We start from the raw sequence: 22374 nt of genomic DNA on the forward strand, positions 1-22374 counted from the left end.
CAATGCAAGATATGAACGACCAGGTGCAAGCGCGCCTCGCTAAGCTCGACAAGTTTAAGGAAATGGGTGTGGAAGCTTATCCGCACAAGTTCAACCGCACGCATGATTCCAAGGTTTTGAAAGAAAATAAGGAAGCCCTGATGGCCTCTGGCGAAGAAATCGCTTTCGCTGGCCGCGTGGTTCGCTTTAACCGCAAGGGCAAAATGTGCTTCATGCACCTCAAGGACCGTTATGGCCGCTTGCAGGTGGTGGTCGCTCGCGACGAAGTCGGCGAAGAAAACTACGAAGTCGTGAAGATGACCGACCTCGGTGACTTTATCGGCGTGAACGGTTCCATGTTCGAAACCCAGACGGGTGAATACTCCGTGCACGTGAAGAAGGTGACCATGCTGTCGAAGGCCGTGCGTCCGCTCCCGGTCGCGAAGGAAAAGGTCGACGAAAACGGCAACAAGGTCGTGTTCAACGAATTTGCCGACGTGGATACCCGCTACCGCCAGCGTTACATCGACATGGCCCTGAACGACGACGTGAAGGACGTGTTCATCAAGCGCTTCAAGATTCTGCAGGCTATCCGCGAATACCTGATCGAAAAGGGCTTCATCGAAGTCGAAACTCCGACGCTTCAGCCGATTTACGGCGGTGCAAACGCCCGCCCGTTCACCACGCACCACAACGCTTGCGACATGACGCTTTACCTGCGCGTGGCTCCGGAACTTTACCTGAAACGCTGCATCGTGGGCGGTATGGAAAAGGTTTTCGAATTCTCCAAGAACTTCCGTAACGAAGGCATGGACCGTACGCATAGCCCGGAATTCACCGGCCTCGAATTCTACGAAGCCTACGCCGACTACAACGACATGATGGTGCACTTCGAGAACATCTACGAACGTGCCTGCATTGCGGCGAACGGCACCACCAAGATTGACTACCAGGGCAAGGAAATCGACTTCAAGGCCCCGTGGCCCCGCTACAGCATGATTGAGGCCATCGAGAAGTTCGGCGGCCTGAAGGTCAACGAGATGAGCGACGACGAAATCAAGGCCAAGATGGAAGAACTCGGCGGACACCTGGACGGTGAATTCAGCCGCGGTCGCGGTATCCTCGAACTGTTCGAGCTCACCGTGGAAGACAAGCTTATCCAGCCGACCTTCATCAAGGACATGCCGACCGAAAGTACTCCGCTCTGCAAGAAGCACCGTACCATCGAAGGCCTTATCGAACAGTTCGAGCCGTACGCTAACGGCTGGGAACTGGGCAACGCCTATACCGAACTTAATGACCCCATCCGTCAGCGTGAGCTCCTGGAAGACCAGGTGCGCCGCGGCCGCGGTGGCGAAGGTGAAACCCACCCGATGGACGAAAACTTCATGCACGCTATCGAAAGCGGCCTGCCACCTACCGGTGGCGTGGGCTTCGGCATCGACCGAATGGTTATGCTCCTTACGAACCAGCAGACCATCCGCGACGTGCAGCTGTTCCCGCTGATGAAGCCGGAGACTTGCTAGTTTAGACGAGAGAACGCTCACTCCGTTCGCTACAGACGAGAGACGAAAGATTTTTAATATGGCTGTTTTTGCATACAGAAAGTTAAATGTCTATCAGAAAGCTCAGCAATGGGTGATAGATGTTTATGGCTTGTGCAAAAAATTTCCGGAATATGAAAAATTTGCACTAACTAGCCAAGTCCGTCGAGCAGCAGTCTCTGTGACATCAAATATTGCGGAAGGAATGAGCCGTTCTTCAAATAAAGAGGTCGCTCATTTTCTTGAAATTAGCTATGGATCTTTGATGGAAGTTCAAAGTCAACTAGAAATAGCACAGTTGTTGAATTATATGACAAAGGAATCTTTAGACGAAATTGATCCAAAGACTGAAGAAATTGCAAAGATGTTATCTGGTTTGAAAATGTCTAAGTTGCAATAGTCTCTCGTCTCTCGTCTCTCGTCTCTCGTCTATGATTAAACGTCTTGAATTATTAATCGCCTGGCGTTACTTGGGGGCTCAGCGTAAGAGTCTCTTTGTTTCGCTTATTGGTATCTTCAGTATGCTGGGTGTTTCCATCGGCGTGTTTGCGCTGGTGGTGGCGCTTGCCGCGGTGAACGGCTTCGAAGAAGAGGTGACCGCCCAAATGATTGGGAAGGACGCTCACTTCGAGGTGATGGCATACAATGGTGACATGATTGCTCCGTACGACAGCCTCACGAAGGAAGTCCGTGAGCACGATTCTCGCGTGGTGGCGTCGTCTCCGTTTATCATTTACAAGGTGGGCATCAGCTCCAAGAAGGTGAACGACGGTATCGTGATTTACGGTATCGACCCCGAAACATCGAAGGGCGTAACCGATATCCACAAGTACATGAAATGGGGCAACTACTCCGTCGATAGCCTCGAGGACTTGAGCGGTACGCTGCGTCCGGGAATTATTCTCGGGTCGGGACTTGCGAACCGACTCCGCGTGGTGGTGGGCGACAAGCTTGTGTTGCAGACCTTCCAGAGCCCTGACGCCATGGTCAGTAGCGGTGGCCCGAAGATGATGATGTGCGTGGTGAGCGGCATCTTTGAGACGGGCACTTATGAATACGACGGCAACCTCGCATACGTGGGCATTCCGGAACTCCAGAAGTTGCTGGGACTCGGTGACGTGGTGACCGGCATCCAGTTCCGCCTGAACGACCACTGGTTGGCGGGCGAGGCTGTCGATAGTCTGGCGTCGTGGTTAGGTTATCCGTATTACGTGATGGACTGGAAGACGAAAAACATTACGCTTCTCAAGTGGATGAACTATGAAAAGTTTATCGTGGCGGCGGTGATTTGCCTTATCATTCTGGTGGCAGCGTTTAACATCATCAGCTCCCTGATTATGGTCGTCATCGACAAGACGAAAGAAATCGGCATTCTCCGCAGCATGGGCTTCAGCAAGGTGGGCATCATGCGCGTCTTTATGCTCATGGGTAGCTTTATCGGCGTGGGCGGAACGATTGTCGGTGGCACCATCGGTCTTGTGCTTTGCAAGTTGCAAGAGGCATACCACTTTATCAAACTTCCCGGTGATGTCTACGTGATTCCGTACTTCCCGATTTCGGTGCACATTGTTGACGTAATCTTGATTTTTGTCATCGGCATTGCGCTTTGCGTGGCAGCGACGTTGCTCCCTGCATGGAAGGCGAGCCGCTTGGATCCTGTAGGAGCCATTAGACATGAGTAGCTTGTTGCAAACAGTTAATCTTCGCAGGGTCTTCTCCGAGACGGGCGAGAACCTTGAGATTCTCAAGGGCGTGAATTTTGAAATGGAAGCGGGGGAGCTGGTGGCTCTCACGGGTTCTTCGGGGTCGGGTAAGTCCACGTTTTTGAATTTGGTGGGGATGCTCGATACGCCGACTTCTGGTGAAATCCTTTTCAAGGGTAAGCCACTTTCCAAGTTCAATGGTGAAGAACGGGACCGTTACCATCGTGTGCAGGTGGGTTTCGTGTTTCAGTTCCATCACCTGTTGAGTGAATTTACTGCGATCGAAAATGTGTGTGTGCCGGGCAGAATTCTCGGGACTTCCGAAGCGGAATGCCGTGAACGTGCCGAGATGCTTTTGGAAACGGTGGGCCTTAAGGATCGCTTTAAGCATTTGCCGCGTGAACTCAGTGGCGGTGAACGCCAGCGCGTGGCGATTGCGCGTGCGCTCATGAACCATCCGGACTTGGTGCTGGCCGACGAACCGAGCGGCAACTTGGACGAGGCTAATTCTGCGATGCTCAATGAACTGATTGGTGAACTCAACGAAAAGTTCAACCAGGCGTTCTTGATTGTGACCCACGACGAGAAATTGGCTAGTTTTGCAAAACGCCGCGTCGTCATGCACGGCGGCGTTATTCAGTAAACTTGCTTTGCAAGTTGATGTTATACGTTTTCGTAGTGACCTTTGCAAGAAAGAATGTCGATAAACTCGCCGTTGATTCTGTAAATGAGCCGTCGTCTATTCTGCGACTCCAGAATCCGCTTAGGTTGCCTTTCAATGCTTCGGGTTTGCCAATGCCTTCAAAATGATTACGCTCAATGTCTTTCACAAGTTGGTTCACTCTTTTGAGTGTCTTTTTGTCTTGCGCTTGCCAGTAGAGGTAGTCATCCCAGGCTTTGTCAGACTATATTTTCTTCATTAGTCGTCGACCTCAATGAGTTCGTGTTCTACGCCTTTCCCGGCGTTCAACTGCTCAATGCCTTTCTTAAGAGCTTCGATATCGTTGGCGTTGTAACGGGCGGTGGGTTCGCGAACCTCGAAGGGGATGCGGCGTTCATTGATGACACTCTTGATGAACATATAGATGGCGGCAGATGAGGACAGCCCTACATTGTTGCAGAACTTGTCAAAACTTTCTTTGTCTTTGCTGTCAATGCGTGCGGAAACTGTTGCCTGTGCCATAATGTTACTCCATTCTTTTTTCTATCAAATATATAAAGTTTTTCTGCAAAGTGCAATATATTTTATGCTGTATTCTGCAAAAATATGCAGTTTGCGCTATATTGCATAAAACGTAGCGTGCTTTGCTTGGCTGAAAATCGGCGTCTTGGGCATCATGAGTGAAGTTTCCGTTGGATAGAATTTTTTATTTTTGCCTATGAGAATTTTTATTGCGAATTACGAAATTATAATTAGAATATGTCAGATATCAACGGTATTTTTTCAAAGAAGGCGAAGGCTGTTTTACAGGCGGCACGCATTGCGGCACGCAACTTGGGCAGCGACAGCGTAACGACGGAACATTTGTTGTTGGGGCTTGTCCGCGAAGATTCCGGCTTTGCTGCCGAGACTTTGATGGCGCTTAAGGTCAACTTGAACGAACTTGGTGAAAATATCCAGCGTTCCTTGACGACTAACGGTGGCATTATGACTGTGGGGGATTCCCACGGGGCGCTCCTTTCTTTTACGGCGCGTTGCAAGGCTGCCCTTTTTAATGCGGCAAAGATTGCCAAAGAAGAAGGCGACCAGTACATTGGCCCGGAACACTTGATGCTTGCCATTTTGCAGCAGGCGGAATCTCCGGCGGCGGGTACGCTTTCGACGTTTGGTGTCACCTACGAGAATTTTGAAGCGACTTTGCTGCAAGTCAAGCGAGAAGCGATGAATGGGCAGGCTCCGTCTGATGGCGCCGACGATGGCGATGACGGACGCTTTATCAATCAGGGCCGTGGCGATACGCGTCAGCAGGTTCGTAGCCAGTCCCGCTCCAAGACTCCGATTCTGGATCATTTCGGTCGCGACTTGACTGCGCTTGCGAAGCAGGGAAAACTCGATCCGATTATCGGCCGTAGCCGTGAAATTGAACGCCTGATCCAGATTCTTTGCCGCCGCAAGAAGAACAATCCGGCGCTCATCGGCGAACCGGGTGTCGGTAAGACTGCGATTATCGAGGGGCTCGCTCAGAAGATTGTCCAGAAGAAGATTCCTGAACTCCTGATGAACAAGCGTGTGGTGACGCTCGATGTGGCCGCCATGGTGGCCGGTACCAAGTACCGCGGACAGTTCGAAGAACGCGTGAAGGGACTCATTACGGAACTTCAGCGTGTCGACAGCTCCGTCATTTTGTTCATCGATGAACTCCATACGATTGTGGGCGCGGGCGGTTCCGAAGGAAGTCTCGATGCGAGCAACATCTTTAAGCCGGCTCTTGCCCGTGGTGAACTCCAGTGCATTGGGGCAACCACCATCGACGAATACCGCAAGTATATCGAAAAGGATGCTGCGCTCGAACGCCGCTTCCAGACGATTATTGTGAATCCGCCCAACTCCGAAGATTCTATCCAGATTTTGGATGGGCTGCGTCCGAAGTATGAACAGCACCACAAGGTGCATTACACGCCCGAGGCAATCCGTGCCGCGGTGGTGCTTGCCGAACGCTATATCAGCGACCGTTTCTTGCCGGACAAGGCCATCGACGTACTCGACGAGGCTGGTGCATGTGTGCGCTTGAATTCGATTCGTACGCCGCAGGACCTCAAGGAAATGGAAGATGAGCTTGCGTCTGCGATGCAGAAGAAGGAAGAAGCTATTGCCGAACAGCAGTACGAAACGGCGGCTTCTCTCCGCGACAAAATTGAGGAACTGACAAGCCGCATTGCCGAACGCCGCGAATCATTGAACAAGGAAGATTCTGCGGATTTGCCCGTCGTGGATGAAAACGAAATCCGCGATTGCATCAGCAAGATGACGGGAATTCCGATCAGTCGTCTTGCCGGCGAAGAAACCCAGAAACTTTTGAAACTGGGCGATGAAATCAAGGAAAGAATCATTGGTCAGGATGCTGCGGTTGATGCCGTTGTTAAGGCGATTCGTCGTACACGCGCCGGTATCCGCAACACGAAACGTCCCATGGGAAGTTTCCTGTTCCTGGGCCCCACGGGTGTGGGTAAGACGGAACTAGCGAAGGTGCTTTCCCAGAGCCTGTTTGGTAGCGAAGATTCCATGATCCGTATCGACATGAGCGAATACATGGAAAAGCATAGCATTAGCCGCTTGATCGGTGCGCCTCCGGGATACGTGGGCTTCGAGGATGGCGGTGGACAGCTGAGCGAAAAGGTGCGCAAGCGCCCGTACTGCGTGGTGCTCCTCGACGAAATCGAGAAGGCTCACCCGGACATTTACAACCTGCTTCTGCAGATTTTGGACGACGGTATCCTTACGGATAGCTATGGCCGCAAGATCAACTTCAAGAACACCATCATTATCATGACGAGTAATGCGGGTGCCCGTGAAGTGCGCCACAGTTCGGGCATGGGATTCACCAAAATGGGCGAGACCGACGACTACGAACGTATGGAAACGGCCATCAAGGAAGAAGTCAAGCGCGTGTTCTCGCCGGAGTTCCTGAACCGTATCGACGAACAGATTGTGTTCCGTCCGCTTTCGAAGAAGGACCTCGTTTCTGTCGTGGATATCCAGCTTACGTTCCTTCAGAAGAATTTGTCCGAAAGGGGAATCCTTCTGGAAGTTTCAGAGGCCGCGAAGGAACATGTTGTGTCCCATAACTACGATTCTGCTTTGGGGGCGCGTCCGATTCGCCGCTCCATCCAGAATCTGGTGGAAGACGAAATTGCGGAAGGTTTGCTGCTTGGCATCTACAAGGATTTCTCGACGATTTCCATCGATGTCGAAAATGGCAAGCTCAAGTTTACGTCTGAAGCTTTGCCTAGCTGATTTTTCCTATATTTGTTCCCGAATTTCAACAATCAACCTAAGAGGTTTAACATGTCTCAAATTTCTGCAGTTCTGATCTTTGGCGCTCCCGGTTCTGGCAAGGGTACCGTCGGTGCAAAGCTCGCCGCCACGACCGCCCTCAAGCATCTTTCGACGGGTGACATTTTCCGTGGAATCGCTCCGTCCAGCGAATCTGGCAAGCTCCTCGCTTCTTACTCCAGCAAGGGTCTTCTGGTTCCCGATGAAGCCACTGTTGAAATTTTCGGCCGCTTTGTCGAAGGCCTCGTGAACACGAACAAGCTGAATCCTGAAAAGGATACGCTCCTCCTCGACGGCATTCCTCGTACGGTGGCTCAGGTCGATCTTATCAAGCCGATCGTCGACGTGAAGCACATTTTCGTTCTCGACATCAAGGACGAAGCTACCATCGTTGCCCGCCTTCTCAACCGTGCTAAGATTGAAGGCCGTAAGGATGACGCCGATGAAAACGTTATCAAGAATCGTCTCAAGGTGTACAAGGAATCCACTGCCAAGGTTCTTGAAAAGTACGATCCGAAGATCATCAGCCACATCGTGGGCGACAATACTCCCGACGAAGTGTTCCTTGACGTGCTCAAGGCTTACGTTGACTTCACCAAGAACGCATAACGTTCAGTGTCGCTGACTATTGGGTGCTTCATTCTGCTCTGAATGAGGCGCCTTTTTGTTTTGTTTTGGTTGTTAAAAACTTTACATTTCGGTTACTTTTTTTTAAATTTGTTTTGAATAATTTTTATTTAGGATTACACTAATGGAACAAAAGATTCAAATGGGCAATCAGAACGTTCAGTCCTCCGCACCGAAGGATGAAGACGAAATTGATATCCTTGAAATATTGGGTTTGCTCCTGAAGCATAAGCTTTTTTTGGGAATCTGTATCTTTCTTGGCTGTATTGCCGGTTTTTTGGCTGCGAACTGGATGCATCCGCAATATACAAGCGATGCGCTTTTGCAGATTGATGTGAAAGGTAACAAGGCGGGGCGCGCCATGGGCGAAATGGGTGCCCTTCTTGATGTTGCTAGCCCTGCCGAAGCGGAAATTGAACTTCTGAAGAGCCGTATGGTCCTGAATTTTGTTGTCAATCAGGAACATCTTTGTTTCAAGGCTAGTCCTATTGGTGCCCTCGATCGTCTGCTACATCGTGAAGGCCGTATGGATTTGGAAAACCTTTACATTCCGACGATAGCCCGTGCCGAAAAGTGGATGGCCGAAGTGGTCGGTGAAAACGAAATTGCCGTTATCTCGCCTGACGGTCGTAAGCTTGTTCAGGGCCCCGTGGGCGAAATTCTTTCTGCTCCATACGGTGGCGATACCTTGGTCATTCTGGTGAAACGCCTGCTTGCAACTCCCGGTCAGAAATTCATGATTTCGCAGATAGAACCGCTAGATGCAGTTCGTGCTCTGATTAAGCAGCTCCAGGTGAGTGAAAAGGGTAAACAGACGGGTATCATTGGTGTTTCCTATACGAGTAAATATCCGGATAAGGCCGCCTCTATTCTGAATACGATTGCAAATGTTTATTTGCGCCAGAATGTCGAAATGCGTAGCGCTGAAGCCGAAAAGACCCTGGAATTCCTGGAAGAACAGCTTCCTGGTGTTAAGGCAAAGCTGGATACTGCAGAAAAGGCCTTGGCTGATTATCGACATAAGATTGGCTCCGTGGATATGGGCGGTGAAACCCGTGCCCACCTTGAAAAGGTGTCTACCTTGGAAAAGGAAATCCTCGAATTGGAACAGCAACGTGAGCAGGCAACGCGTTTGTTCAAGGAAGAACATCCCTCTGTTCAGACGATTGTAAAGCAGCAGGATCGCCTTCGTTCCGAACTTTCCAAGTTGAGAGGCTCTGCTGCCAAGATGCCGCTTACGCAGCAGGAAGTTTTACGCTTGCAAGAAGAAGTGGCCGTGAACAATGCTCAGTATACGGCGATGCTCAACAACATTCAGCAGTTGCGCGTGGTTCGTGCGGGTGAAGTGGGTACGGTGCGTATTGTGGACTATGCCCAGATTGAACGCAAGCCTTCTAAGCCGAACAAGAAGCTTATTTTTGTGGGGTGTGTTGGTGGCTTCTTCCTCTTGGGTGCTCTGCTCATTTATCTGTTGCAGATGACGAGGCGTGGTGTACGTAGCTCTCTTGAAATTGAACGCGAAACGGGAATCAGTGTTTATGCCAAGATTCCGAAGGCCGAAAACGCAATTCTTTCCAAGCGCAACAAGGGTAAGAACACGAAGCCCTTGGTCGAAGAAGATCCTGAAGCTCCTGCAAGTGAATCTCTCCGTTCTCTTTATACCGCTATCGAATTTGCCGTTACCGATATGCATGTCATGATGGTGACCGGTATGGTGCCTGGCGTGGGTAAGTCCTTTGTGTCTAAGAACGTGTCTGCCTTGTTTGCGGGGTCGGGCAAGAAAACCTTGCTGATTGACGCGGATATGCGTCGCGGTGTGGTCTATAGCCATCGTAAGCAGGGCTTGGGCGATGTCCTTGAAGGTCGTTGTTCCCTGGATAATGCGGTTGCCGATTCGATTACCAAGAATTTGTATGTAATCGGTGCGGGTAAGACGAATGTGGCTCCGAGTGAACTTCTACGTGGAGACACGTTCAAGAACTTCCTTGAAGAAGCGAAGTCTAAATTTGATATCGTTGTCGTGGATACTCCGCCTCTGGAACTGGTGACCGACTCCGAACTGATTTACCCGGTGGTCGACTTCGCCTTGTTCGTACTCCACTACGGTAGACACTCCATGGACCAGATCAAGGAATCCATGATGAAGCTCGACCGTTGCTGCGAAGGCAAACCGCGTGCATTCGTGATGAACCATTGCGAACACGAAGGCCATGGTTACGGCTACGGTTATGGCTACTACGGTGGCTACGGCTACTACGGTAAGTACGGGTATTACAACAAGGACAAGAAGAAAAAGTAGAACTTAGAGCTTTGGCTCGGCAAGCTCACGCTTCGCACGCTTGCGAACCTTCAAGGTCCCTGAGCTTGTCGAAGGGCCTGCTAACTTCTACCAAATTGCAACGCGGCTTTGCCGCGTTTTTTCTATATTTGCGCCTATGAAAATCTCCCTATACGATACGACTCTCCGTGACGGTAATCAAGACCGTAAGATAAGCCTTTCTCTTGCCGACAAGTTGCAGATTGCGCGAATTCTTGACCATTTCGGTTTTGACTATATCGAAGGGGGGTGGCCCAATCCGAGTAATCCGACCGACGAGGAATTCTTCCAGAAGATCAAGGAAATCAAGCTGAAGCATGCGAAGATTGCTGCTTTTGGTTCGACCCGTCGCCCCAAGGTGCTGCCCGAGAACGACCCGCTACTGCAGGCGCTCGTGAAGTCCGGTGCCCCGGTCAAGACGATTTTCGGAAAGAGCTGGGACCTGCACGTGACCGATGTCATTCGCACGACCCTCGAAGAGAACCTCGACATGATCGAGTCCTCGGTGGCATACCTCAAGGAATATTCCGAAGAGGTGATTTACGATGCGGAACATTTCTTTGATGGCTACAAGGCGAATCCCGAGTATGCGATCGAGACGCTGAAGGCTGCGGAACTCGGCCATGCCGACTGCATCGTGCTGTGCGACACCAATGGCGGGACGATGCCGTGGGAACTCGAAGAAATCGTAAAGGACGTGAAGAAGAAAATTTCGACACCGATCGGAATCCATGTGCATAATGATGCAGGCCTTGCCGTGTGCAACAGCATCTATGCCGTCAAGAACGGTGCGACGATGGTGCAGGGCGTGGTGAACGGTTACGGCGAACGCTGCGGTAATGCGAACCTCACGACCATTGCTGCAGACCTCCATTTCAAGATGGGCGCGAAGTTCTTTGCTGCAAAGAAAATGGCTCGACTCCGTCAGCTGAGCAGCAACGTTGACCAGATCGTGAACTTGCCGAGCGATGTGCATGCTCCGTACGTGGGCGATGCCGCCTTTGCGCATAAGGGCGGTGCCCACATCGATGGCGTGATGAAGGTGTCCCGCAGTTTTGAACACATTGATCCGCATGCCGTGGGTAATGACCGAGTGTTTGTGACGAGCGATCAGGCGGGTGGTTCCCTGGTGGTCGAAAAGCTCAAGGCCATCAAGCCGGGCATCGACAAGAAGGACCCGGTGGTAGGCAAACTCCTTACCCTTATCAAGGAACGCGAAAACGCCGGTTGGCATTTCGATTCTGCCGAGGCGAGCTTCAAAATGTTGGTGTACCGTCAGCTGGGAATGGTCGAAGAACCGTTCAAGGTGCTGAACTACCGCGTGATTGAAGATAAGACTCCGCAGGGCGTTTCTGTGTCGCAGGCGACGGTCAAGCTCCAGATTGGCGATAAGATTAGCCATCAAGTGAGTGAAGGTGACGGTCCGGTAAACGCACTTGATGCGGCTCTCCGTAAGGCATTGCTCCCGTTCTTCCCGAATATGGCGAAGGTCAAGCTCGACGACTATAAGGTGCGTGTGCTTGGATCTAAGGTCGCTTCCGATGCGACGGTCCGCGTGTGGACGACGTTCGGCGACGAGAAGGGTTACTGGAACGTGGTCGGTGTTTCGAGCAACATCATCGAAGCGTCGTGGATGGCTTTCGTGGATGGCCTCACCTACAAGATTCTGGTGGACAACAAGGTGATTGAAAACGCCTACAAGCATTTGGACGTGAATCCTGTTGCCCCTGCCAAGGCCAAAGAAGAAACTGCTCCTGCCAAGACGAAAAAATTGACTGCCCGTAAGGTCCGTAACCTCGCCGGTGTTTCAAGGAAAAAGTAAGCTATGCAAATTGTAAAAGTTACTCCGAAATCTGCTGAAATTGAACGCATCTGCGGCCGTGAAGTCGCTCCGTCCAGAGAAATCCATGACAAGGTGATGCAGATCCTTGCCGACATCAAGAACGGCGGTATCGCCAAGGCAACGGAATACGCCCAGAAGTTTGACGGCCTTAAGGGCAAGAATATTCGCGTACCGGCATCTGCCATCGCGAAGTCTGCTGCCAAGTGCCCGAAAGAACTCCAGAAGGCCCTGAAGCAGGCCATCAAGAATGTTCGCGACTTCCACAAGAACCAGATGGAAGAATCCTGGCTCATGGAAGGTGCCGATGGGGTAGTCCTCGGTCAGCGCATCCGCCCCATGAAGCGCGTGGGTCTCTATGTGCCGGGTGGTGCAGGCATTTATCCGAGTACCGTGATTATGAACGCCGTTCCGGCCCTGGTGGCGGGCGTTCAGGACATCGTGGTGGTGACCCCGATTAAGGGTGAAATCAATCGCGCTGTGGCTTTCGTGCTGCAGGAACTCGGCATTGACGAAGTTTACCATATCGGTGGCGCCCAGGCGATCGGCCTCCTCGCATACGGTGCGAAGGATGCCAAGGGCAAGACCGTCGTGGAACGCGTCGACAAGATTGTGGGCCCGGGCAACGTCTTTGCCGCTATCGCCAAGAAGGAAGTCTTCGGTGTCGTCGATATCGACATGGTGGCAGGCCCCTCTGAAGTGCTCGTGATGGCCGACAATACCTGCGATCCGGACTTTGTCGCTGCAGACCTGCTTTCCCAGGCGGAACACGGTTCCGGTTTCGAAGCGGCTATCTGCATTACCGACAACTTGGAAACGGCCCAGCTGATTTCTGCTTGCGTCGATGTGCAGGTGGAAAATTCCCCGAAGCGTGAACTCCTTGAAAAGGTGCTCGGAAACTTCGGTCGAATTCTCGTGGTGAAGGACTGGTTCGATGGTGTTGAAATCGCGAACCGCATCGCTCCGGAACACTTGGAAGTGATGACCGCCGAAGCGGAATCCATGGCTGCCCAAATTGAAAATGCGGGTGCCGTATTTATCGGTCCGTGGTCTAGCGAACCGGTGGGCGACTACTTTGCAGGCCCGAACCATGTGCTTCCGACGAACGGCACGGGCCGCTTCTTTAGCCCGCTCGGCGTCTACGACTTCCTCAAGCGTATGAGCATCATCCGCTACAGCGAGAAGGCTATCAAGAAGAATGCGAAGGCCATCGCCGCCGTTGCAACCGAAGAGGGCTTTATCCACCACGCCGCTGCAGTGCTGAAGAGGCTGTAGAGCGAGTGAGGAACGAGGTCGCGCGTTTCACGCGCTTCGAGGTCTGAGGATGCTCGCTGCGATCGCTTCGAGGCATGAGCTCACACCTCAAGCCTCTAGGCCGGTTAGGCCGTACCTAGAATAAAAACATAGTGCCATCGCCGAGGTTTACGCACACTCGGTTACGCCCCGATTCCTTGGCGTTGTAGAGTGCGTCGTCGGCGCGTTTGATGATTGTCTCGACGGAGTCTCCATCTTTACGTTCGGTAAAGCCGACACTGATGGTAACCGAGATAAAGTCTTTTTTGTCCAGAAGCGGAATTTTCATAGCTTCTACACTGGCGCGGAGCCTTTCGCCGACAATCTTTGCGTTCTCGATGCTTGTTCCTGGCAGGAAAATCGTGAACTCTTCGCCACCGTAGCGCACGGGCATGTCGGTGGGGCGTAGACACTCTAGAATTGCCTTAGACACCGCGATAAGCACCTGGTCGCCGACGAGGTGACCGTAGGTGTCGTTGATTTTCTTGAAATGGTCGATGTCTAGCATGAATGCCGAAAGGTGAAGATTCCCGGCGTTACTTCGGCTCAGTTCGCGGGTGTACATTTCTTCGAGCCAACGGCGGTTGTGAAGCCCTGTAAGTGAGTCTACCTTGGCGTTTTCTTCGATGCAGCGGATATGGTATTCTTCTTCGCATACCACCTTGTTGTTGTTGCGCAGGCGATTGCTCAGAAGTTGTAAGAAATTCAGGCATAGGTCGTGCGAAGCATTGAGCATGGCGAGTGCTGTTTCGCCATCGATAATTAGGACCTTGCAGTTTTCCTTGGCGTATACCTTGGCACTTGGTTTGATGTTGTCAAAAATAGACATTTCCCCGGCGCAGTGTCCAGGCTTGATATGGTCGATGTATACTCCGCCCTGGGATTCCACCTGCACTTCCATAAGCCCGTCGAGAAGCACAAGGAGTCTTCGTTGTGGCTGATCAGGGTCGATAAGGAGTGTGCCTGGTTCGGGATAAAACGTTTCACAGCCGAGCAGGTAGCCTGCCAGGCTTTCGAAGGCGACATTCTTGAAAATTTCCTGCCGCTGAAATTCGGCCCTGGAAATGGGCAGCGTCTCTAGTTCGTTCGCACTCATACCATAATTATATACAAAAACTTGTGAAAATGAAAAAATAAAATACTACTTTTTGAAAAAACATACGAAAAGAAGGATTTATATGGCAAAAACAATACTCCAATCTGTATTATTCCAGGGGAAAACTCAGGATATCCTTATCTCGGGTAAGAAATTTGCTAAGGTCGGGAAAGCTCTTACCGCTCGAGATTACGACAAGGCCGATGTGGTGGACTGTAAGGGCCTTGCGATTGTTCCTCCTTTCTATAACGGTCACACCCATGCTGCCATGACGCTCCTGCGTGGGTATGCCGACGACATGCCCCTTCAAAAGTGGCTTATGGAATATATCTGGCCCTTTGAAGCGAAACTTACGCCAAAGGATATTGAAATTGGCTCTCGCCTTGCCGTACTTGAGATGATTAAATCAGGAACGGTGTTTTTTGCCGATATGTACTGGCATCGCGAACACACCATGAAGGTGGTTGAGGAAATGGGTATTCGAGCCGCCATTGGTGTGACCATCGCCGAAAACCTGGGTACTTCGGGGCGTATTGAAGAGAACATGAAGTTCATCCGAAATCATTGCCATGAATCGGATCGTGTAAAGATTTCAGTAATGCCCCATTCCATTTATTTGGTGGGAGAAAAACTCTTTAAGCGTTGTGCCAAGGTTGCTCACGAAGAGGGAATGGTGCTCCATACGCATTTGGCCGAAACGCTTAAGGAAGTTCGCGACTGCAAAAAACAACATGGCTGTACGCCGGTGGAACTCCTGGACCGTTATGGAGTCTTGGATGATAACCTGGTGGCAGCCCATTGCGTTCATTTGACGCAAAGCGACATGGCGCTCATGGCAGATGCGGGCACAGCGGCTATTCTGAATCCATGCTCCAACTTGAAGCTGGGCAGCGGAATCCCGAAGATTGCCCAGATGATGGATGCTGGCATCTTGCTTGGTGTCGGTACCGACGGTGCCTCTTCGAATAACAACCTCGACATGCACGAAGACATGAAACTCGTTTCGCTGTTGGCAAAGGCTAACGGCCAAGCCGATTCGCTCCCGGCCGGTGAAGTGCTGAACATGGCAACGGCCCACGTGGCGATGGCTTACAATATTCCTGCGGGAGTCATTGGCGAAGGCCTCTTGGCCGATGCTCTTTTGCTGGATCTTAAGAATGAACGCCTGAATCCGCAACATAACTTGGTAAGCAACTGGGTGTATGCAGCCGACAGCAATGCGATTCATTCCGTAATTTGTAATGGCAAGTTTGTGATGAAAAATCGTCATGTCGATGGTGAAGAAGATATTGTGAAAGAAGCCAATGAATGCGCCATGCGGCTCGCTCGCCAGTAACTGATTTGCTATATTGCACATCCGTATATCATATAGGAGCGCTTGATGGCAAATATTGTAGATGGTGCAGTACTCGATCGTGAATTAAACCCGGAGCAGGCGGCTGCCGCAAAAAAAATTGACGGGCCGATGCTCATTTTGGCGGGTGCAGGTTCGGGAAAGACGCGTTGCATTACCTATAAGATTGCCCACCTTGTGTCGCAGCACGGGGTCGAGGCGGACCGTATTCTCGCGGTGACGTTTACCAACAAGGCCGCGCGCGAAATGAAGTCGCGTATCCAGAAGTTGCTTGATTGCAACATGAATTTTAGCTGGATGGGAACGTTCCATTCCGTGTGCTTGCGCCTGTTGAAGCTTTGCCTTTCCAAGGAATCGGTCGTGGCTGCCATGGGCGGTCAGTGGTACGATGGCAATTTCTCGATCTACGATGACGACGACCAGAAGCGCATTCTCAAGGAAATCTTGAAGGAAGACCTGGGCGACAATTTCGAGGCGTCCGAAGTCAAGAAGTTGCATGCGGCGATTTCGAAGTACAAGAATACCGTTTTGAACAAGGGTGGCTTTGCGCAGTTGCAGACGCCGGACATCGCTCTTGAAATGGCAGCCTTTGCCGACGAGGAAAAGCGGGCGAAGTACTACGCCGAATACCAGAAGCGTCTCAAGGAATCGAATGCGATGGACTTCGATGACTTGCTGTTCAATACGGTCTACATGCTGCAGAAATTGCCGAAGTTAGCCGATCAGCTGGCTGAACGTTTCCGTTACGTGGTGGTGGATGAATACCAGGACACGAACGATGTTCAGTACGAACTGCTGAAATTACTGATAAACGAGAATAAGAATGTGACCGTGGTGGGCGACGATGACCAGAGTATTTACGGCTGGCGTGGCGCAAACATCAAGATTATCCGTAACTTCCACCGCGATTTTGCTCCGGTGACAATTGTAAAGCTCGAACGCAACTACCGTTCGACTGCGAACATCGTGAAGGGCGCTGGTTCCGTGATTGCGCATAACATACGTCCGCAGGAAATGCAGAAGAACGTATTCTCCAAGGAAGATGCGGGCGAGCTCATTCACGTGCGTCACTTTATGGATGACCGCGGCGAAGCGTCGGCGATTGCCGATACGATTGCGAAGGCTGGCCCTGATTTTTATGCAAAGACGGCGGTGTTCTACCGCACGAACGCGCAGTCCCGCGCCCTGGAAAAGGCGCTGAATGACCGCCGTATACCGTCGGTCATTTTTGGCGGCATGCGGTTCTGGGACCGTAAGGAAATCAAGGACGTTCTCGCATACTTGCGCCTGCTTGCTAACGAAAAGGACGATGCCGCCTACCTGCGCGTGATCAACACGCCTCCGCGAGCCATTGGCAAGACGACCGTCGAAAATATCCTGGAGCGTGAACGCAATGGTGAAGGAACCTTCTGGGAAAACTTGCTTGCCGAAGCGAACGGTGTCGGTCGTACCGCCCCCAAGCTCAAGGGATTCACCGACTTGGTGCTTGGCTGGAAGGCGCTTGTTGCTGCCGGCGAGACTCCGCTCCCGATTTTGGCGGAACGCATCATCAACGATGTGGGCTACAAGGAATTTCTCCGCAAAGAAGATGAAATTACTGCCGACGAACGTATCGGTAACTTGGACGAAATGGTGAACGCCATCCGCGAATTCGACGAAGAACATCCGGGGGCGACTCTCGATGCGTTCTTGCAGGATATCTCGCTTTTGACCGATGCCGACAAGAAGGTGGACAATTCCAAGGGCCAGGTGACGCTCATGACGATTCACATGGCGAAAGGTCTTGAATTTAATACCGTTCACATTGCGGGCTGCGACGAAGAAATCTTCCCGCTCATCCGCATGTCCTCGATGCTTTCGGGGGCCGAGATGAACGAGCAGATGGAAGAAGAACGCCGACTTTTTTACGTGGGCTGTACCCGCGCTGAAAAGAAACTTTACCTGTACCATGCGGAACGCCGCTTTTTCCAGGGAAACATCCGTCCTTTTGCTCCGTCGCGTTTCCTGAAGGAACTCGATCCTTCTGTTGTTGATTTTACACCTTGTACAGATTTCGGCGGTTCCGGTTTTGGCGGTGGCTTCGGTGGCGATGACTTCAACCAGGATTTCTCGGGGGCGCGTCTTTCGCGTCCGCCCCGTCCGAATATCCCGTCGAGTTTCCCGCGTAGGCCGTCAAGTGGCTTTGGTTCCAGTGGCTCAAGCGGTTTCCGTCCGGGCTTCAACCGTCCGCCTTCTATTCCGAATTCCGTAAAAAAGAATGACAAGCATATTGTCTATCGCAACCCGGTGAAGGTGGCTGCTCCGCCAAAACCAGCCGCTCCGACTGGTCCGCGTGTGGTCTACGATGAATTCAGTGAAAATCCGTTCCATCCGGGAGTTCGCGTGCGCCATACCAAGTACGGAGTCGGCACGATTGTCAAATGCTACGGCTCGGGGGACAATGCGCGCGTAGATGTGCGTTTCGGGAACGATCCAACGGTCCGCACGATTATCTTGAAGTATGCTGCATTGCAGATTGTTGGGTAGTTTTTTAGAGAGGATTCAATGGCTCAGGAAAATGAAAAATCCGCTTTGACAGAATCGCTCGGGCTTGCTCCCGTAAGGATCGCCCGCCTGATAGCGTCGCTGATAGCCCTGATGGGAATGTTCTTGTTGCTTATTCAGCGGGTTCTTTCCGCCGTCATGGTGATGGCCGCCGATGGCGTCAAGATGGGGCTTGCGCGTTACAACAACTTTACGGGGCGATTTGCGGCACAGAATTTTGCTGAAGACCGTCAGCTTCTCAAGTTGCTAAAGGAAGTGCAGAATCTTTTGCCGACGGCTTCGACTGCGCTTTCGATTTTGATGGTGACATCGATTCTTTTATTGGTTGTTGCGCTTGCCGGGCTTGCTTTCCCGCGTCAATTTACTCATATCCTGGTGGCGTTGAAATTGCTCCGCTGGGTACAACCGGGTGAAACCATGGAAACTTCCGATGCGCGTTCGTTACGCGATGCGCTGACAAAATTCGGTAATATCCCCTTAAAAAAGCTGTCGATTCCGGTTGGCGTTGTAGCAGGCGTTGTTATTCTTTGTCTCGTTGTTTCGAACTGCCACGACAAAATACAGGAAGGCTCGACTGCAGATGCTGTCGATGAATTGCAACAACAGGCGCTTTCCTACATTACCGCTCAAAGGGATTACTTTGCAAAAAACAAGACGCTTGGAAACGCAAAGGCGTTGCAACTTTCGGATAGCCTGTCTACGGACGTGTTTACCTATAAGGTGACACCGTCTCGATTTACGGCGGTGTCTAATGTTGCGCTCGGAAAATGCCCAGCAGGAAGTAGATGGAGCGTGAGTGCGACAGTCAAAGGTGTTTTCAACAAGGAACTTTCGCTATACAGGGGTGTTCCGAAGGATTCCAGTTGTGCCGTTTTGACTCCCGATTATAAGCAGCTGGGGAGAACTCCCCAAAAAACGGCTCCTTAACGATTTCATTAAATGGGGTATGTCATGTCTGAAAAGATGGTTTATGCGTTGACGATTGCCGGTTTTGACGGATCTGCCGGAGCGGGCTTTATTTCGGATATCAAGACAATGGCTCATTTCGGCGTGTACGGTCAGGCGGTTTGTACAGCTTTTACCGAACAGAACGAGGACGAATTTGTTGCTCCCGGCTGGGTGATATGGGAACGCATCGAGGCTCAGCTTGAAACACTTTTTAGACGCCATACGTTCAAGTTCGTGAAGATCGGTCTTGTCGAAAAGGCGCGTACGCTGAAACGGATTGTAGAATTTGTCCGCCAAAAATCGCCGGATGCCTTTATTGTATGGGATCCGATTGCAAGTGCTTCAGCCGGTTTTCATTTTATGCGTGATGCCGAAACCTTCTTGCCCATTATGAAGTCGATTGACTTGGTGACTCCGAATCAAGACGAATATGAGTATTTGGGACTGGAATCTGCGGCAGCCCGCGGTGAAATCCGGATGGGGCATGACTTTGCGCTGCTTTTGAAAGGCGGGCACGCCAAGGGAGATGAATCGGTGGATACCTTGTGGTACAAGGATCATCAGTTTAAGTTCACGAGTCCGAGGCTCCCTGGCAAAGGTAAGCATGGCACCGGCTGTGTACTGAGTTCTGCAATTCTTGCAAACGTGGCTCTTGGCAAGGATTTGCCGACCGCTTGCGAAATTGCCAAGCAGTATATGAATGAATTTCTCGAAAGCGGTGAAGGCCGCTTGGGATTTTTGGTTTAAAAAGGAGTTATTTATGGCTTTATTTAAAAATAAGAGGATGTCTTTGCGGGGATGTGTAGCTACCGTGGCAATCTCTAGCTTGTTTCTTCTTGCCTCTTGCGGTGGCGACAGCGGATCTAACGGTTCGAGTGACAATGAATCCTCCGAAGAAATCGAAAATGACGATTCCTCCTCTTCTTGCGAGGACTGTGAAGACGATGCAACCTCTAGTAGCTCTGCCAAGACGAAATCTTCTTCCAGCGTCAAGAAAGGATCCTCTTCTGATTCCGAGGTCAACGACGAAGAATCCAGTAGTTCTAAGGACCCAGAAGAGTCCTCCAGCAGCGAAGTCTGTGAACAGGATAGTTGCTCTATAGACCAACCCGATGAGTTTATTGTGATTAGCGGTGTGGCGCAAAAGGGACCGTTTGCTTCTGGCGCGTCTGTCAAGCTGTACGAATTTGATAGTACGACTTATACCCGGACCGACAAGAACTTTACGGGAATGATTGTCACGAACGACGGCCAGTTCACCATTTCGGATGTGACGCTTGCTGGTGGGTATGCTTTGTTCGAAGTGGATGGGCATTTCCGTAATGAGATTACCGGCTTGAGATCGAAGGCTGCCGTTACCCTGAATGCTCTTGTTGACATTTCCCACCGTAAGACGGTGAACATCAACTTGCTTACGCACTTGGAATACGAACGTACCCTATACTTGATGAGCCTTGGTAAGGACTTCGTTTCTGCCAAAGAGCAGGCCGAGACTGAAGTTCTGAAAGCTTTTGAAATCAAGAGTAAATTTGCAAGTCCTGAAGACCTTGATATTTTCGGTAAGGGAAATGGCAATGCAGCACTTCTTGCCATGAGCGTGCTGTTGCTTCGAGAATTGAAAGAATCGGAACTCAACGATTTTCTGGACAATTTGTCGACCGATATCGTCAGTGACGGAGTCTGGGGTGATGAGTATGCCAAGGCAGAAATTGCCGACTGGGCACGGACGAAGGACCTTGCGCGCAAACTTGCTGAAATTCGCTCCAATATCGAAAAATGGGATTTGGGAACTGTGCCTGAGTTCGAAAAGTTTGTACGTAACTTCTGGTACATGAATTACGGCTTGGGTGAATGTGATTCAAAGAACAATGCCGAAGTCAAGGCTTCTAGCAACGAACTCACCGAACCCTACGGTACGCAAATTCGTTACATCTGCAAAGATGGCGCATGGATTGAAGCGACAGACATGGAAAAGGATTTTTATCTGTCTGGTAAAGATATGGGAGAAGATGGCGAATTTTGGACGGGACTTGTGACTGAAAAGAAATACAAGTACGATGAAAAATTAGGTGAATGGTTGGAAGCGGATTCGATAGATGTGATTTTGGATAATGCTTGCGTCGAAACACGCATAGGTTTGGTTGATGGTGATGAAAATGGTGGTAAGTACTACTGTACCGCAAACGGCTGGTTGAGTATGGTGGATAAATGGTCTTATGAGGTGCCGAAGGAGGTTCGCATGAATCCGGAAATTGAATATGGTACCATGACCGATTCTCGAGATGAACATACCTATAAGACGGTGAAGATTGGTAATCAGGTGTGGATGGCGGAAAATCTGAACTATGCCGATAGCTCTACGACACCGAGCCTGTTGAAGAATAATTGGTGCTATACCTATGGGGAAAAGTCGGAAAACTGCACCGTGGCAGGTCGCTATTACACTTGGGCTGCGGCTATCGATTCTGTCAAACTTTATGAGGATTATACGATTAAATGTGGCGATGGCGAAACCTGTACGTTGCCTGACACCGTGTACGGTATTTGCCCGCCGGGATGGCATTTGCCGACAGATGCCGAATGGAACACTCTGATTACCGAAGTTGGTGGAGAAAAGACTGCCGGTATAATACTGAAAACGCAGACCGGTTGGGACGAAAGGAAGGGCGGTACAGACGAAGTGGGCTTCTCGGCGATACCTGCTGGCTTCAGGGAAATAAATGGCTACTTCGGTAACGAAGGCTTACTCGGTTACTTCTGGAGTGCTACTGAGGTCGATCGCGACAATGCAAGCAATATGTACGTGGGTTACTATAACGGCGCATACCTGCGAGGCAGCAGTAAGTACTTCGGTTATTCCGTTCGTTGCCTCCAGAATGAACAGTAAGACTAAGGACTCCGTAGGAGTCCTTAGTTAGGTGGGGGAAATGCCCTCACCTTTTGTATGAGAAAAGCCCCGCAGAGCGGGGCTTTTAATGCTTTTAGATCCTTCGACTTCGCTCAGGATGACAATTGCGGTCTCTGTGAGCAACAAAGCCCCTGGTATTAACCAGGGGCGGTTGCGAGAGCGAACGCTTCGGGGCCGTACTTTGATGATTAGGCGTGAGCGGTCTCTGTGAGCAACAAACGCCTCGT

Annotated in this window: 16 protein-coding genes and 1 pseudogene; 14 read left to right on the forward strand and 3 right to left on the reverse strand. The window is 51.0% G+C overall.

Annotated elements, in window-relative coordinates:
* Positions 1–2: 2 nt before the first annotated feature.
* From lysS to Q0W37_RS05205, 4 genes are read left to right on the forward strand one after another with little or no spacing between them, the layout of a single operon-like run.
* On the forward strand, positions 3–1505 hold the full coding sequence (lysS, locus tag Q0W37_RS05190) for a lysine--tRNA ligase (protein ID WP_297699438.1): 1503 nt from the start codon (positions 3–5) through the stop codon (positions 1503–1505).
* A gap of 58 nt (positions 1506–1563) precedes the next feature.
* On the forward strand, positions 1564–1923 hold the full coding sequence (locus Q0W37_RS05195; RefSeq protein ID WP_297699440.1) for a four helix bundle protein: 360 nt from the start codon (positions 1564–1566) through the stop codon (positions 1921–1923).
* A gap of 31 nt (positions 1924–1954) precedes the next feature.
* Entirely contained in the window at positions 1955–3205 is a 1251-nt protein-coding gene (locus Q0W37_RS05200; protein WP_297699442.1) for an ABC transporter permease, read from the forward strand.
* A complete protein-coding gene (locus tag Q0W37_RS05205) occupies positions 3198–3869 on the forward strand; it encodes an ABC transporter ATP-binding protein (RefSeq protein WP_297699444.1) in 672 nt (223 codons plus the stop codon). The genes Q0W37_RS05200 and Q0W37_RS05205 overlap by 8 nt, the downstream gene beginning before the upstream one ends.
* Before the next feature lie 20 nt (positions 3870–3889).
* Here the strand turns inward: Q0W37_RS05205 and Q0W37_RS05210 are convergent.
* Together Q0W37_RS05210 and Q0W37_RS05215 are read right to left on the reverse strand one after the other, a co-directional pair.
* Positions 3890–4146, reverse strand: a pseudogene (locus Q0W37_RS05210) (Txe/YoeB family addiction module toxin).
* On the reverse strand, positions 4146–4409 hold the full coding sequence (locus tag Q0W37_RS05215; RefSeq protein ID WP_297699447.1) for a type II toxin-antitoxin system RelB/DinJ family antitoxin: 264 nt from the start codon (positions 4407–4409) through the stop codon (positions 4146–4148). The pseudogene Q0W37_RS05210 and the gene Q0W37_RS05215 overlap by 1 nt, the downstream one beginning before the upstream one ends.
* A gap of 237 nt (positions 4410–4646) precedes the next feature.
* On the opposite strand from Q0W37_RS05215, the gene Q0W37_RS05220 reads away from it, so the two are divergent.
* The 5 genes from Q0W37_RS05220 to hisD all read left to right on the forward strand — a co-directional run bounded on the left by Q0W37_RS05220 (position 4647) and on the right by hisD (position 13279).
* The gene (locus Q0W37_RS05220) at positions 4647–7181 is read left to right on the forward strand and encodes an ATP-dependent Clp protease ATP-binding subunit (protein ID WP_297699449.1); all 2535 of its coding nucleotides are present in this window, start codon (positions 4647–4649) and stop codon (positions 7179–7181) included.
* A gap of 51 nt (positions 7182–7232) precedes the next feature.
* The gene (locus Q0W37_RS05225; protein ID WP_014547240.1) at positions 7233–7829 is read left to right on the forward strand and encodes a nucleoside monophosphate kinase; all 597 of its coding nucleotides are present in this window, start codon (positions 7233–7235) and stop codon (positions 7827–7829) included.
* 142 nt (positions 7830–7971) lie between these two features.
* Positions 7972–10146 carry a polysaccharide biosynthesis tyrosine autokinase gene (locus Q0W37_RS05230; protein ID WP_297699451.1) on the forward strand — a complete coding sequence of 725 codons (2175 nt, stop codon included), beginning with the start codon at positions 7972–7974 and terminating at the stop codon, positions 10144–10146.
* Positions 10147–10282: 136 nt separating this feature from the next.
* A complete protein-coding gene (cimA, locus tag Q0W37_RS05235) occupies positions 10283–11986 on the forward strand; it encodes a citramalate synthase (protein WP_297699453.1) in 1704 nt (567 codons plus the stop codon).
* A gap of 3 nt (positions 11987–11989) precedes the next feature.
* Positions 11990–13279 carry a histidinol dehydrogenase gene (hisD, locus tag Q0W37_RS05240; protein WP_297699454.1) on the forward strand — a complete coding sequence of 430 codons (1290 nt, stop codon included), beginning with the start codon at positions 11990–11992 and terminating at the stop codon, positions 13277–13279.
* A 115-nt stretch (positions 13280–13394) separates the two neighbouring features.
* Here the strand turns inward: hisD and Q0W37_RS05245 are convergent, their stop codons facing one another.
* A complete protein-coding gene (locus tag Q0W37_RS05245) occupies positions 13395–14393 on the reverse strand; it encodes a diguanylate cyclase (protein WP_297699456.1) in 999 nt (332 codons plus the stop codon).
* Positions 14394–14475: 82 nt separating this feature from the next.
* Here Q0W37_RS05245 and Q0W37_RS05250 point away from each other — a divergent pair, with 82 nt between their 5' ends.
* From Q0W37_RS05250 to Q0W37_RS05270, 5 genes are read left to right on the forward strand one after another with little or no spacing between them, the layout of a single operon-like run.
* Entirely contained in the window at positions 14476–15729 is a 1254-nt protein-coding gene (locus Q0W37_RS05250; RefSeq protein WP_297699458.1) for an amidohydrolase, read from the forward strand.
* Between the two features lie 45 nt (positions 15730–15774).
* A complete protein-coding gene (locus tag Q0W37_RS05255; RefSeq protein WP_297699460.1) occupies positions 15775–18273 on the forward strand; it encodes an ATP-dependent helicase in 2499 nt (832 codons plus the stop codon).
* 18 nt (positions 18274–18291) lie between these two features.
* Positions 18292–19218, forward strand: coding sequence for a hypothetical protein (locus Q0W37_RS05260; protein WP_297699462.1), 927 nt, complete (start codon positions 18292–18294; stop codon positions 19216–19218).
* A gap of 24 nt (positions 19219–19242) precedes the next feature.
* Positions 19243–19986 carry a hydroxymethylpyrimidine/phosphomethylpyrimidine kinase gene (locus Q0W37_RS05265; RefSeq protein WP_297699464.1) on the forward strand — a complete coding sequence of 248 codons (744 nt, stop codon included), beginning with the start codon at positions 19243–19245 and terminating at the stop codon, positions 19984–19986.
* 13 nt (positions 19987–19999) lie between these two features.
* Positions 20000–22126 (forward strand): fibrobacter succinogenes major paralogous domain-containing protein, encoded by a 2127-nt coding sequence (locus Q0W37_RS05270; protein ID WP_297699466.1) that lies wholly within the window; start codon positions 20000–20002, stop codon positions 22124–22126.
* The last annotated feature ends 248 nt before the right edge of the window (positions 22127–22374 follow it).

The organism is uncultured Fibrobacter sp. (assembly GCF_947166265.1).
Lineage (GTDB): Bacteria > Fibrobacterota > Fibrobacteria > Fibrobacterales > Fibrobacteraceae > Fibrobacter.